Raw genomic sequence first — 14834 nt, forward strand, 5'->3', positions numbered from 1 at the left:
AAGGTTGGTTGTTACTGCAATTTACCACAAAAAACGGTAGCTTATTGCAAAAAAAATGTGTTAACAAATTTATAACAACACAACGGCAATTTTTACTTTTTAGTGTCAGTCCCGTCAGAAATTACATCGGGTTTAATGCCGCCCTGAGAAAGTAGTGTATTGTATTTTTTAGACAGATCTATAAGTAAAAGCCGTGCAAGCTCTTTATTATTATTTTTTAATGCGGTTACAAAATCAGCATCTTCCACCACATAAAACATGAACCCGTGTACATATTCTTTAGGCACTTTAAGTTCGCTTTCTATCTGGTCTTCCACATAAATGCCGTCTATTTTTTGCATGGAAAATTCCTTCCTTTCGGTTTCCATGGCTTTACGCAGCATCTTCATGCGGCCGGATATAATATTAAGTATAGCATCTAAGCTAAGTGTAAAACCGCCATCCAGTTCTCCGCCAGCCGCCTTTAAACGCCTTTCGGCAGGAGTATACTGGGGTTGTTTTGCAGGCACAAGCCCTAAAGACTCCGGGTTTATATGGCTTATTACAACCTCTTTAAGCTCTGTCGATTTTGGCTTTACCTCCATTATATAAGGCACTTCTTTATAAGACAGTTCGTTTACAGCAAATTCCCTCACCTCTATTTTATCGCTGTATACCACAAGCTGGTCGCCGGTTTTTGCCGCAATAGTAAATAATCCGCCTGAGTCTGACTTTGCCTCGGCTCCGGTAACTTTATTTATTACAAAAACATTATTCACAATATAATCCCCGGCTGTTATTTTACCATGCAACGGCTTGCGCTCCTGGCAAAATACCGAAACGCCTACAAATAAGATAATACAGGTTAGCCATTTCATTTATCGGCAATAAGTTTATTATATTTTACAGCAAGGCCAATAAGCTTAAACTTTGCCAACTCGTTATTTTTAGTCTTTAATGCTGCGGCACAATCGGCATCTTCTACAGCGTAGAACAAAAATCCCTGCACATATTCCGCCGGAATTTTAAGTTCGTTTACAATTTGCTCTTCGGTATAAATACCATTAAGCTTTTGTATGGCAAATTCCTTCTTTTCTGTTTCTAATGCTTTTTTAAGCATTTTGGTTCGCCCGCTTATAGCATTTATAATGGCATCTGCCGATACAGATACTCCTGCCATAGTGCCTATACCCATTTGCGGATCCAGGTCGCTGGCTGTTTTCAGGCGCCTTTCGGCAGGGGTATATTGCTTTTGGTTTTTAGGCACAAGCCCTAAAGATTCGGGCGTGATTTTATCAATCACTATTTCCTTAAGCTCGTAGGCATTAACAACAACCTCCATAATGTAAGGCTGTTCTGCAAAAGTAGCAGCACTAACGGCAAAATCTCTTGTAGTTATACCGGTACCGTAAACCGCAAGCATATCGCCCTCGCGCGCCGGCATGGTAAAGTTGCCGGCAGCATTTGTTTTAACCTCTGTTCCTGTAGCTTTATTAATAACAAATATCCCTACAACAGCACTTTCGCCCGACACAATTTGGCCCTGTAACGGTTTGCGATCCTGGCAAAATGCCGAAATGCTTATGCACAGTAGTAAATAAAGTAGCCTGTTCATTAATATATTTTATTGTTACCCCGGTGTGTGGTGTTATTTGTATAATTTAAATGCTGTAAATGTAAAAAATTACTGCGCACTAACATGCAGCAAAAGGCACGCCAGTTTTTCTTATTCTGTACTTTACAAATTATCTATTCCTCTTTTATAAGTGCCAGATATTTTTGTGCCAGCTCTGTAACCCTGAATTTTGCCAGGCTTTCGTTTTTAGCATCAATATGGGCAGCAACATCTTTATCTTCAATCACAAAGTAGAGAAAGCCGTCTATATGTTCTTCCGGTACTTTAAAAGTATCGGTAATTTCTGTAGCAGTGCAAATATTGTGTAGTTTTTCGAGCAGCAATTCGCGCTTTTCCTGCGCGACAAGTTTTTTCATACGCTTTGTCCTACCGTTTATGGCGTTTAATACAGGATCGAAAGGCATGGAGCCTCCTATTAAGCCTAACAAGCTAATAAATTTAAAATCTCCGGTAGTATATAATTTTCTTTCGGCGGGAGTATATTGTTTTTGGCCAACGGGCACTATACCCAGCTTTTCGGCGGTAATGCTGCCATCTACCACAACCTCATCAAGCTCTAAAGACGATGCCTCAACCTCAACCACATAAGGATTTTCGGCAAACGATTTATCGCTCACGGCAAATTCCCGGATGGTTACCCGTGGGCTGTATACCACGAGTATATCGCCATTTTTAGATGCAATTGTAAAATTGCCCACTGCATTGGTTTTAATCTCCAGTCCGGTCGCCTTGTTAATTACAAAAACATCTGCCACACCATTGCCATCAGAAACTACTTTACCCTGCAACGGCTTTCGCTCCTGGCAAAAAGCCGTTGCAGTAATAAATAACACTATAGCAATCAGCTTATTCATCTTTTATAACTTCAAGATATTTTAAACCCAGTTCGTTCATTAACAGCTTTGCGCCACCCGTATCTTTTACCTTAATCAGGTCTGCTAACTGTTGATTGTCGGCGGCATAATATAAAAATCCTTTTGCATATTCTTTAGGCACACCACATTCGGCCGTAATTTCATCTTCGGTATAAATGTTGCCAAGATTTTGTATCAGCACCTCTTTCTCGGCATATTTAGCGGCGAGTCTCAGCATGTATAAATTGCCGCTCAGGGCATTTATTACATAGCTTATACCAAACCCGGGCACAGCCGCCGCATAACGTTTTGCCCTGCGTTCGGCAGGTGTGGGAAATTTATAATTCTTGGGCACAAGCCCTAAGGACTGGCTGGTTACCTTAGCTTCTACCACTACCTCTTTAAGTTCGGTTCCCTTAAGGTCTACCTCTACCACATAAGGAATTTCTATAAACGACTTTTCGCTTATGGCAAAATCGCGGGCTTCTATAGTATTACTGTAAACGGCAATTTTATCGCCGGGTTTGGCAGGTATAGCAAAGCCACCAAGAGCATCGGTCTTTACCTCTGCGCCGGTGGCTTTATTAATTACAAAAATATTGCTTATGCCTGTATTGCCTGTTATAACTTTACCCTGCAGCGGTTTGCGCTCCTGGCAAAAAGCTGTGGTACAAACCAGTAATATAAAAAGCCATTTTTTCATGCAAAGGTTATTCGTTCAAAAGCTTAATGTATTTTTCGGCGAGGCCGGTAAGTAAAAATCTGGCCATATTTTCATTTTTGTCTTTAATGGCATTGGCAAAATATTTATTCTCTACAATGTAAAACACAAAACCCCGCACGTAGTCTACCGGAATTTTGAATTTATTTACTAAATCATCTTCAGTATAAATGTAGTTTATTTTTTGCATCAGGTCTTCCTTTTTCTCAATTTCTGCCGCTTTTTGCAGCATAGCAGTACGCCCGGAGAACATATTGATTATAGGGTCCAGACCCAACGGGTTCATTTTAAAAGACGATGCCGTGGCAAGCTTACGCTCGGCAGGGGTATATTGTTTCTGGCCGCGTGGCACCAGCCCAAGCGACTCGGCATTTATATGGCTGTAGTCTATAATAACCAGCTCGTCCAGCTCATGGTTACGGGTGGCAAGCGGAACAAAGAAGAGGTTGTCGCAAAAATCGGCCTCATGCACTGTAATGTCACGCGCTTCAAATTGCACCGCGCTAAAAATAAGGGTGTCGGTAGCCCTGGCATTTATGGTAAAGTAGCCGCCGCGGGTGGTAGTTACAGATGTTTCGGCAGATTTATTGATGACGTAAATACCTTCTAACGTATCAAAATCAGAGGTAACTTTACCGCTAAGGGGTTTGCGCTCCTGGGCGAAAAGAGCAGCCGAAACTAAAACCAGCAATAGTAATAAACGTTGTTTCAAAACAATTAGGGTTTGATGATTGATGATTATAAGAAAGCTAAGGTTGCCAGGATTTTTACTGCCGCACAAAAATCTTTGTAACTTTACCTTTTCTTACACTACTTAAACGAATGAAAAAATTAATTATTGCAAGCACATCCACTTTGCACGGCGGCGAATATCTTGACTATCTTACCCCTGCGTTACAGGAGCATTTTGCAGGGTGCAGCACACTGGTGTTTATACCCTTTGCAAGGCCGGGCGGCATAAGCCACGACGACTATACAAAAAAGGCTGCAGCCTGGTTTACAAAATTAAACATAACCGTAAAAGGATTGCACGAATTTGACGATGCCGCACAGGCGTTAACCGACGCTGAAGCCGTGTTTACCGGAGGTGGCAACACGTTCGTGCTCGTATCTCAGCTTTATAAAACCGGGGCAATGGCAGCCTTAGAGCAGGCTATTAAAACCGGGACGCCCTATCTGGGATGCAGTGCAGGCAGCAATATTTGCGGCCTTACCATGCAAACCACTAACGATATGCCTATAGTATACCCACCCAGTTTTAAAACACTTGGCGCGATACCCTTTAACCTTAACCCACATTATTTAGACCCCATTCCCGGATCGCTGCACATGGGCGAAACCCGCGAAACCCGTATTAAGGAGTTTCATGCGTTTAACACGCCTCCGGTGCTTGGCCTGCGCGAAGGCAGCTGGCTACAGGTAAACGGCAAACAGGTAATATTAAAAGGTAATTTGCAGGCACGGTTATTCCGTCAGGGTAAGGAACCGGAAGAACTTGAGGCGGGGAGTGATTTGAGTGGGTTGAAGTAAACATTCGGCCTTATAACAAAACAACAATGGCAAAGAAACTTGATAAAATACTGGTAGTAGATATAGAAGCTACCTGCTGGGATGGCCCTAACCCCGAGGGGATGGAAAACGATATTATAGAGATAGGCATAGCCCTGCTTGATGTACAAACCGGCGAAATCACCCATAATCGTGGCATTATTGTATTACCCGAACGATCTACTGTTAGCGCGTTTTGTACTAAACTAACAACCATAACGCCGGAGATGGTAGCATCTGAAGGTATCTCGTTTAAAGAAGCGTGTGCCATCCTTAAAAAAGAATACCTATCGCAAAGCCGTGCGTGGGCAAGCTTTGGCGCTTACGACCAAAAGCAGTTTCAGCGGCAGTGCGCGGCATTGGGCATAGGATATCCTTTTGGCCCATCACACATTAATGTAAAAACGCTGTTTGCATTAAAGCATCAATTGGGCCATGAAGAAGGTATGGCGGGAGCACTTGCATTATTGCAAATTCCGCTAGAGGGTACGCATCACAGAGGAGTTGACGATGCAAGGAACATTGCAAAGGTATTGAACAGGGTATTGAGGGGTTGATGTACATTTTCAAATATTCTATTTATTGAAATTGCTAACTACCATTCATCTTTTAAATAAATAAGCTTATCTATTATTTCATTAATTTCTGATGAACGATCGACCCCGGATTTTTTTTGATTTGGCAAAATAAAAAGGAAACGATTTAAGATATTATTGATTATACTGATGTATAACAGACCCTCAACCTTATTGTTACCCTTGTAGTCAAAATTTATCTTTAAAGGATTTACATTGAAATCAATTTTAGTTATCTCTATTTCTCCTAAATCAAAGATAAAACTCTTATAGTTTTCCAGTGTAATAACTTCATCTGATGAATTAAGTTTATTAGACATAAGATAGGAATATCTGCTTGACTAAATTTATATCCGTCTATCCACGTTCTTTCTTCGTGAATAGTTTTGTAGATTGATACCTCATTATCTTTTGGAACTTTCCAACTGTAAAATTTACTTTTTACAATGTCTTGAGCTTGCAGAACCGAGAAAAGCATTAGGAAATTAATAATTATTAATTTACGCATAAAAAAGCCTTCTAAATATTTTCATAATAAAACATCCGATATTAAAATTTATCCAAGTCATAACTGCAAATAGAAAAACTACGAGGGGTGAAAATAAGATCATGATTACAACGGCTTTTATTCCATAAATCTTACTATCGTTATAATTAACCGGAATAATTTCAGTGACATTTAATATTATCTGCAATATTAAAAATGGAATGTAAGCAAAGTAATAAACCACAAAAATACGTTTAAATAATTGTGTTGGTTTTACCGAATATTCATCTAATAATTTTTTCATGTATAAAGTTTTAATTACCAAGGTTTTCCGAATAAGTAGAAAATAAATCTTTCATCGCCCTGTATAAATACAGCGTTGAAGAGATTGCTATTATTTATATAAGACCTTCATAAATTGTTTGTCCCTAATTATCTGCTTATACAACTCTCCATTATTTGTGATATCAAAAACAATATACGTATCAGAAAGTTTACCAGCTGAAATTTGCAGAACTATGCCCAATTGGTCGTTTACAAATAAATTATCTAAATCGGCCGAGACATATTTCTTTACAGTTATATTTTTTCCATTATATATGAAATTCCTAATTTCAGCAAACCTTGCAATCTCATTATTATATAATAGTGAATCATTGCGTTTGTTCAATATTACAGAATCGTTTTTATTATCAAAATGGTAATTAAATATATTTTTATCGTCACATGCTTTTAATTTGAACTTGCATGGAGTTATTATACCATTATCTGGATGTTTTAACTTATAGTATTTTAACTGTATTGTTTTCTCCGATATTGCACAATTTGAGGTATTATGACAAGATATTATTAAATTGAAGGCTGCAAAGATTAGCAAGTAATTATATAATCTGTTTTTCATGTTACTGTGATTAATTATTTATAAATTTTCCCTTCACATTCCCCCCAATCAAATTTTAAAACAGTATCTTTTTTATGAACTGAAAAAAATAATTCTCCTTTTTTCTTTATTAATGTATCCCCGATATCCATATGATTTTGATACAAGCCGTACCATCTAAAACTATCCTTGCAATCACACTCTTCACCTGTAAACGGATTTTTCCCTGCAAATAATTCTATACCTCCCGAGTTGTTGGAAATTAGGAGAGAGCATTCCTTATTTTTATAATAATATGCTAAACTTTCACAATCAGTACAGGAAACTACTAAACTAAATACAAAAAGTGATACTATAATATTCTTTATACTCATGATTTGCAGTTTATTATTTTAGAACAATTGACTTTATTGTTAAAGAATATCTATTAAACATCCACATTAAAAGAAATACATCCAGGGTTAAACCTTCGCATTTTCAATACTTTATTTCGCCGTAGGTTAATCGAAGGTTAATACCCTCAATCCTAATTTTAAAGCCAAAAAGTTATGCTACTTTTGAGATAACGGCTACACGAAGAACAACGCTTTAGTCTACAGGTATAAATATAGCAATTAAAAAATATGTGGGAAAAGATTTAAATTTAACCAGAACAAATTGTAACTTTTTAAACAATAAACATTTAAAACCAAATGGATGTAAAACAAAAAAACCTCCTGAAATTAGGAGGTTTATTGTTGGTCCACAAGGACTCGAACCTTGAACGACTGCACCAAAAACAGTAGTGTTACCATTACACCATAGACCAATAGTGCGTTATTGCGAGTGCAAATGTAACACATATTTTAAATTACACAAACTTTCAAATAAAAAATTTTAAAAAAATTTTTTCGCCGTTGCAGGAATCATTTAAACCATTTTCTTTGCACGACAATAACACCCTGCTTATCAATATGAACCAGACTTCTTTTAAAAAATGGAATACCATTACCGGATGGTGCCTCTTTGCCATCGCCTTTGTGGTATTTACCCTTACTGTAGAACCCTCTCTTAGTTTTTGGGACTGCGGCGAGTATATTTCTACCTCAGCAAAGCTGCAGGTAGGCCATCCGCCGGGCGCACCCTTTTTCCAGATGGCAGGTGCATTCTTCTCGTTATTTGCCACGAGCCCGCAAAAGGTTGCTTTTATGGTAAACATGCTGTCGGTAACTTCGAGTGCGCTTACCATACTGTTCATGTTCTGGTCGCTCACCATATTGCTTAAAAACCTTGTAACCGGCTTTACCGATTTTACTAAAGAAAACGCCGTTATGATCCTGGGCGCATCGGCAGTGGGGTCGCTGGCATTTTTATTTTCAGATAGCTTTTGGTTTAACGCTACCGAAGCCGAGGTATATGCTATGGCATCCTTATTCATTTCATTGTTATTATGGGCAGGCCTGCGCTGGGGAGAAGAAATGCATACCCCGCGTGGCAATAAATGGCTGCTCATTATATCGCTGCTTATAGGCTTATCTTTTGGCGTGCATTTTATGGCACTGCTTACCATACCGTCTATAGGGCTTATTTACTTTTTTAAAAATTACAAGACTGTTACGGTAAAAAATTTTATAATAGCCAACATTGTTATGGTACTGGTGCTGTTCTTTGTGTTCGGCTTCCTGTTGCCGTATACACTGGCACTTTTTGGCAAGACCGAGATCTTTATGGTAAACACCTTTGGGATGCCATTTAACTCAGGTACCATACTTGTTTTTGTGTGTATCGCAGCCTTCTTTTACTTTGGCCTTGGCTATACAAAAAAGAAAAACCTGCCTTTTTACAACACGCTGCTATTATGTGTGCTCTTTGTACTTATAGGCTTTAGTACCTGGTTAATGCTTCCCATTCGTGCCAATGCCAATGTGGTTATTAACGAGAACAAACCCGGTGATGCCGCCGATGTACTGGCGTACTACAACCGCGAGCAATACCCGCAGCAGCGCACTTTTTATGGCCCTATGTATACAGAGGGCTACGCAGGCCTTGATAAAGACAAACCGTTTGAAGACTCTAAACCCAACTACGAACGCAACCTTGCTACCGGCAAATATGAAATTGTAAACAATTACCACAATGCCAAGCAAAACAGCGACGAGAGGCAGAGCGGTTTCCTGCCAAGAATGGGCAGCGAGAAGCATGCTGTAAATTATATGGCCTTTGAGGGTGTGCCAAAATTCAGGCTCGACCCTAATTATGATTATAGCGAAGACCTTGCCCGTTATGGTATAGACCTTAACAGCATTAGCGAAGAGCAGGCGGCACAGGCTATGGCACAGGCTCGCGGGCAAATAGAAAAAGTTGTGGGCGAATTTAGGGCAGCGTATGCGCAGGGCGAAATAGGCAACGAAGAATACGACAAGTTTTTAAAATCGTATAAAGATTACCTCATTGTAGAGAAGCCTACTTTTGGGCAAAACATGAGCTTTATGTTCGAGTTTCAGTTTGGGTACATGTACTGGCGCTACCTTATGTGGAATTTTACCGGCCGCCAAAACGATGAGCAGGGTAAATATACTAACGTAAACGGCAACTGGATAAGCGGCATTAAATTTATAGATGCCATGCGCCTGGGTCCGCAGGACGACCTTAGCGACGACATGAAAAACAACAAAGCCCGCAACACTTACTATTTCCTGCCGTTTTTACTTGGGGTTATTGGTATGGTGTACCATGCCCGTAAAGATTTAAAAAGCTTTTATGTACTGCTGGCATTATTCCTGTTTACGGGTATTGCCCTTAAAATATTCCTAAACGAGGGGCCGTTTGAAGTTCGGGAGCGCGATTATGCCCTTGTAGGTTCCTTTTATGTATTTGCCATGTGGATAGCCTTTGGGGTATTTGCAATTTACGATGGGCTTAAAAAATACATTAACCCTAAAACTGCAGGGCCGGTAGTACTGGCAGTAACGCTACTTGCCGCACCGGCACTTATGGCTAAAGAAAACTGGGACGACCACGACCGCAGTAACCGTTACACGGCAATTGCCATGGCAAAAGCTTACCTTGACTCGTGCGAGCCTAACGCCATACTGTTTACCATAGGCGATAACGACACGTTCCCGCTGTGGTACGCCCAGGAAATTGAAGGCTACCGTACCGATATTCGTATTGTATGCTCTACCCTGTTGCCTACCGACTGGTATATAGACCAGATGAAGCTGCAATCATATAAATCGGCACCGTTGCCCATATCGTTTACCCATAAGCAGTATGTAGATGGTACCCGCGATTTTATACTTTATGACCCACGTACTGATGACCGCATCCCGATAAACGATTTTATGAAGTTTGTAAAGGCAGATGACCCAAGGGCAATGGTAGAGCTCAGGAGCGGACAGATGGTTAATGTGTACCCGTCTAACAAAATACGCATCCCTGTAGATAAAGAGGCCGTGATTAAAAGCAAAACGGTTTCACCACAGCGTTACGATTCTATTGTTCCTTACATAGACCTTGATTTGCCTAAAAGTGCTATTTACAAGCATAACCTTATCATGCTCGATATTGTTAAGAACAATAACTGGAAACGCCCCATATATTTTTCCGGCGGGAGTTTTGATGACGAAAATTACCTGTGGATGAAAGACTATCTTCAGCTACAGGGGCTTGTGTTAAAGCTGGTTCCGGTAAAAACCCCGTTAGGCAAAGACGACAGCACGCTTGATATGGGCTATATTGATACCAACAGTATGTATGATATTGTCATGAAGTGGGAATGGGGCAACAGCGGTGGTAACATATACCACGACCCGCAAACCCGTATAAACGGCATTAGCTACCGTACCAATCTGGCGCGCCTTATGAATGCACTAATATTAGAGAACAAATTAGACAAAGCCCGTAAGGTTATAGACCTTGCCATGAAGAACATGCCGGTAGAGTCGTTTAATTTTTACACCATTGCAGAACCGTTTGCCGGTGGATACTACCAGGTGGGCAATAAACAGGCCGCGCGCGATTTATTAAGGCAACTTATTGCCAAGTACCGCGGGAGCCTTACCTACTACAAATCGCAGCCGGTAAGCAGCCAGAACGACTCCTTTAGGGATATTGTAGGCGAAATAGAACGCTACAGGAGCCTCCTGCTTGTTATGCAGGAAAATAACGACTTAGAGTTTTATAACCAGTCTAAGCCTGCATTTAATACCTGTAATGGGTGGTTTAAACAGTTTGAGAGGGAGAATGAGTAAAGCGGTTTAAGAGTTGAGTTTCTCGTTATAAAGCTTTAGTCCTCTCCCCCAACCCCTCTCTGAAGGAGAGGGGAGCAGCTACACTAATATCAATAAAAAAATTGTTCATTAGACTTTTTAAAATCAAGATTTACATCAAGTTTTCAGATGAGATACCCGTCATCGGCTCCCCTCTCCCTCGGAGAGGGGCTGGGGGAGAGGACAACCGGTTAAAACATCATCAGTAATCAGCACAATCCCTCTTTAAAAACATAAAATACAATCTATAAAAAGCGGCAATTGCAAAAAGCATTGCCGCTTTTGCATTTTTGTGCTTTTTAAAGCCTCTTAGCATTTTACCCATCGGAAAAAAAATAGTTTCTTTGCATAACAATTCAATTTCAGGAACAATTCATCATACATGATAACATTCAATTACAAAAAATGGAATACCATCCTCGGGTGGGCCGTTTTTGCCATTGCACTTCTTGTTTACTCGCTAACTGTAGAGCCCACCCTTAGTTTTTGGGACTGTGGCGAGTATATACCCACTGCCGCAAAACTTGAGGTAGGCCACCCGCCGGGAGCCCCACTGTACCAAATGGTAGGTGCATTTTTTGCCATGTTTGCCCCAAGCCCCGATAAAATAGCCCTCATGGTAAACATGATGTCGGTATTTTCGAGTGCTTTTACAATATTGTTCATGTTCTGGTCGTCTACAATAGTACTAAAGAACTTAATTGCAAAGTTTTCTGAAGTTAACACAAACAACGCCGTAGCCATACTTGGCGCATCGGCTGTAGGCAGTCTTGCCTACACATTTTCAGATAGTTTTTGGTTTAACGCAGTAGAAGCCGAGGTATATGCCATGGCATCATTATTCATTGCCCTGCTGCTTTGGCTTGGCCTTCGCTGGGAGCAGGAAATGCACACCCCGCGCGGTAACAAGTGGCTGCTTATTATATCACTGGTAATAGGTTTATCATTTGGTGTTCACTTTATGGCACTATTGGCACTGCCATCTATAGGCTTTATTTACTTCTTTAAAAATTACAAGACCGTTACGGTTAAAAACTTCATTATTGCTAATGTTGTTATTGTAGCTATACTGTTGTTTATCTTTAAGTTCCTGTTGCCTTACACCATGGCACTTTTCCGTATTGCAGAGATATTTATGGTAAACACCATTGGGTTACCTTTTAACTCGGGCACTATTTTTATTTTCCTTGCCATTATTGCGTTCTTTTACTTTGGCCTTAGCTATACCCGTAAAAAGGAACTGCCGCTATACAATACCATTTTACTGGTTACACTGTTTATCCTTATAGGTTTTTCTACCTGGATCATGCTGCCTATTCGTGCCAATGCCAATGTAGTTATTAACGAGAACAAACCCAGCGATGCTGCCGAGGTTCTTGCTTACTACAACAGGGAGCAGTATGGTGAGCAAAAATTATTTTACGGCCCTATGTACAGTGATACCTACAGCGGCCTTGATGCAGAGCACCCTTATGAAGATGAAAAACCCAACTATCAGAGGGATTATAAAACCGGCAAGTACGTTATTGTAAATAATTACAAGAACGCCAAACAAAATACTGACGACCGCCAGAAAGGCTTTATGCCAAGAATGTGGAGTGCAGACCATGCTGCTAACTATATGAGGTTTACCAAACCTTTAGCCTTTAGGCTGGACCCTGCCTACGATTTTACCGAAGACCTTGCACGTATGGGCTTGCCTATTGATAAGCTTACCGAAGAAGACCTTGGAAAAGCATCTGCCGAGGCAAGGGATAATATACAAACCAACATTAACGAGTTTAAACAGGCCTATGCCACCGGGCAGATGGACCTTGACGATTACAATAAATTCCTGAACAACTACAGCCGTTACCTGATTATAGAGAAGCCTTCTTTTGGCGACAATATGCAGTATATGGTAGAGTTCCAGTTTGGGTATATGTATGGCCGCTACCTTATGTGGAATTTCGCCGGAAGGCAGAATGATAACCAGGGACGTTATGACAACCTTGACGGTAACTGGCTAAGCGGCATTAAATTTATAGACGAAATGAGGCTGGGCTCTCAGGATAACCTGTCGCCCGACCAGTTGAATAACAGGGGCAGGAATTTATATTTCTTCCTTCCGTTCCTGCTTGGGTTGCTTGGGCTTATTTACCATGCTAAAAAAGACCCTAAAAGCTTTTATGTATTGCTTACACTATTCCTGTTTACAGGTATTGCGCTAAAAATATACCTTAACGAGAGGCCGTTCGAACCCCGCGAAAGGGATTATGCCCTTGTAGGTTCGTTCTACGTATTTGCCATGTGGATAGGCATTGGCGTTTATGCCATTTACGACGGGCTTAAAGACTACCTTAATGCTAAAATTGCAGGTCCTGTGGTTATTGCAGTTACCCTGCTTGCTGCACCGGTACTTATGGCTGCCCAAAACTGGGATGACCATGACAGGAGCGACCGTTATACTGCATTGGCTATGGCTAAGGCCTACTTATCGTCGTGTGACAAAAATGCCATTCTTTATACCATTGGTGATAATGACACCTTCCCGTTATGGTATGCACAGGAGGTTGAAGGTTTCCGTACCGATGTGCGTATTGTAAACACCAGCCTGTTCATGACCGACTGGTACATAGACCAGATGAAAGCCAAAGCTTATGAAAGTGAGCCAATGCCGATAAGCTTTATCCATGAGCAATACCAGCAGGGTACACGAGATTATATGCTGCATGTACCGGGTACTGAGGCACGTTGGGATCTTGCTGACCTGCTTAAGTTTATAGGATCTGAAGACCCAAGGGCTAAAAAGGAACTTAATAACGGGCATTTTGTAAACTTTTACCCTACTAACAAGGTTAGGCTTAAAGTAAACAGGGAAGAGGTTATTAAAAACAAGATCGTTTCTCCTAAGCTGTACGACTCTATTGTACCGTATATAGATATAGACATTAAAGGTGACGCATTGTACAAAAACCGCCTTATGATGCTGGATATATTGCAGAACAATAACTGGAAAAGGCCTATTTACTTTACCGGTGGCAGTTTTGGCGATGATGATTACCTGTGGATGAAAGATTACCTGCAGCTGGATGGTATGGTGTATAAACTGGTTCCTGTAAGGACCCCTATACCTAAAGATGGCAGCCCGCTGGATATGGGCCATATAGATACACAAAAAATGTACGATATTGTTATGAAATGGAACTGGGGTAACAGCGGAAGCCCTAAAATATACCATGACCCGGAAACGCGTAAAAACAGTATTACCTACCGCACCAACCTTGCCCGACTTACAGAAGCACTTATTAACGAAGGCGATAAGGTAAGGGCTAAACAAATTATAGACCTGGCCATGAAAGAAATGCCGGTAGACTATTTTGGCTACTACACATTACTGGAGCCTTTTGCAGCCGGTTATTATGAACTGGGTGAAAAAGATAAAGCAAGGCAGCTGTTAGGCCAGCTTATTAAAAAATACCAGGAAGAGCTTACTTATTTTAGTGGCCTTTCTCAAAGCGGGCAGGCAAACTTAAGAATAGATATTATTACAGATATTGAGCGTTACCGCAGCCTGTTGCTTATCATGAAAGAGAACAACGATATAGAATCGTACAACAAAGCCCGTGCAGCGTTTAACGCCTACAACCAAAAATTTGGCAGGTATAAACGCGATGCTGAGTAGTTTATCACACGATATTTTTTTAACTTTGGGATGCAGCTTTACGGCTGCATCTCTTGTTTAAGGTACTATGATTTGGCAAGTATTAATTTAACCACTAAGTACACAACGGTTTTCACCAAGACACAACTCTAATACTATAATTGGTGCTAAAGACAACAATCCTGATTATCAGTATTAAAGGACACAACGCTTTGCGTAACAGCATTGTGTCCTTAATAGCCTGGAACAGACCTCTACTTA

At 40.6% G+C, this 14834-nt stretch carries 13 protein-coding genes and 1 tRNA gene; 4 read left to right on the forward strand and 10 right to left on the reverse strand.

Annotated elements, in window-relative coordinates:
* Window positions 1–92 precede the first annotated feature (92 nt).
* From F565_RS0113630 to F565_RS0113655, 5 genes are all read right to left on the reverse strand, one after another.
* The gene (locus tag F565_RS0113630) at window positions 93–857 is read right to left on the reverse strand and encodes a hypothetical protein (RefSeq protein WP_020213798.1); all 765 of its coding nucleotides are present in this window, start codon (window positions 855–857) and stop codon (window positions 93–95) included.
* On the reverse strand, window positions 854–1594 hold the full coding sequence (locus F565_RS21670) for a hypothetical protein (RefSeq protein ID WP_020213799.1): 741 nt from the start codon (window positions 1592–1594) through the stop codon (window positions 854–856). Before F565_RS21670 ends, F565_RS0113630 begins: the two co-directional genes overlap by 4 nt.
* Window positions 1595–1728: 134 nt before the next feature.
* Window positions 1729–2469, reverse strand: coding sequence for a hypothetical protein (locus F565_RS0113645; protein WP_020213800.1), 741 nt, complete (start codon window positions 2467–2469; stop codon window positions 1729–1731).
* Window positions 2462–3172, reverse strand: coding sequence for a hypothetical protein (locus F565_RS0113650; protein ID WP_020213801.1), 711 nt, complete (start codon window positions 3170–3172; stop codon window positions 2462–2464). Before F565_RS0113650 ends, F565_RS0113645 begins: the two co-directional genes overlap by 8 nt.
* 7 nt (window positions 3173–3179) lie before the next feature.
* Window positions 3180–3902: a hypothetical protein gene (locus tag F565_RS0113655; protein ID WP_035642445.1), complete on the reverse strand. Its 723-nt coding sequence runs from the start codon at window positions 3900–3902 to the stop codon at window positions 3180–3182.
* A 110-nt stretch (window positions 3903–4012) separates the two neighbouring features.
* Between F565_RS0113655 and pepE the strand changes: the two genes are divergently transcribed.
* Both pepE and F565_RS0113665 read left to right on the forward strand, forming a co-directional pair.
* Window positions 4013–4720, forward strand: coding sequence for a dipeptidase PepE (gene pepE / locus F565_RS0113660; protein ID WP_020213803.1), 708 nt, complete (start codon window positions 4013–4015; stop codon window positions 4718–4720).
* Between the two features lie 26 nt (window positions 4721–4746).
* The gene (locus F565_RS0113665; protein ID WP_020213804.1) at window positions 4747–5295 is read left to right on the forward strand and encodes a 3'-5' exonuclease; all 549 of its coding nucleotides are present in this window, start codon (window positions 4747–4749) and stop codon (window positions 5293–5295) included.
* 38 nt (window positions 5296–5333) lie between these two features.
* Here the strand turns inward: F565_RS0113665 and F565_RS0113670 are convergent, their stop codons facing one another.
* From F565_RS0113670 to F565_RS0113690, 5 genes are all read right to left on the reverse strand, one after another.
* Window positions 5334–5633, reverse strand: coding sequence for a hypothetical protein (locus tag F565_RS0113670; protein ID WP_020213805.1), 300 nt, complete (start codon window positions 5631–5633; stop codon window positions 5334–5336).
* Between the two features lie 180 nt (window positions 5634–5813).
* A complete protein-coding gene (locus F565_RS0113675) occupies window positions 5814–6104 on the reverse strand; it encodes a hypothetical protein (protein WP_020213806.1) in 291 nt (96 codons plus the stop codon).
* Between the two features lie 90 nt (window positions 6105–6194).
* The gene (locus F565_RS0113680; RefSeq protein WP_020213807.1) at window positions 6195–6701 is read right to left on the reverse strand and encodes a hypothetical protein; all 507 of its coding nucleotides are present in this window, start codon (window positions 6699–6701) and stop codon (window positions 6195–6197) included.
* Window positions 6702–6715: 14 nt separating this feature from the next.
* Complete coding sequence (locus F565_RS0113685; RefSeq protein WP_020213808.1) at window positions 6716–7054, reverse strand: hypothetical protein; 339 nt, start codon at window positions 7052–7054, stop codon at window positions 6716–6718.
* Between the two features lie 363 nt (window positions 7055–7417).
* A tRNA-Gln gene (locus F565_RS0113690) sits at window positions 7418–7488 on the reverse strand.
* Between the two features lie 145 nt (window positions 7489–7633).
* Here F565_RS0113690 and F565_RS0113695 point away from each other — a divergent pair.
* Both F565_RS0113695 and F565_RS0113705 read left to right on the forward strand, forming a co-directional pair.
* Window positions 7634–10912, forward strand: coding sequence for a glycosyltransferase family 117 protein (locus F565_RS0113695; RefSeq protein WP_020213809.1), 3279 nt, complete (start codon window positions 7634–7636; stop codon window positions 10910–10912).
* A 400-nt stretch (window positions 10913–11312) separates the two neighbouring features.
* Window positions 11313–14594, forward strand: coding sequence for a glycosyltransferase family 117 protein (locus F565_RS0113705; protein ID WP_020213811.1), 3282 nt, complete (start codon window positions 11313–11315; stop codon window positions 14592–14594).
* The last annotated feature ends 240 nt before the right edge of the window (window positions 14595–14834 follow it).

It is taken from the genome of Flavobacterium rivuli WB 3.3-2 = DSM 21788, from assembly GCF_000378485.1.
Taxonomy (GTDB): domain Bacteria; phylum Bacteroidota; class Bacteroidia; order Flavobacteriales; family Flavobacteriaceae; genus Flavobacterium; species Flavobacterium rivuli.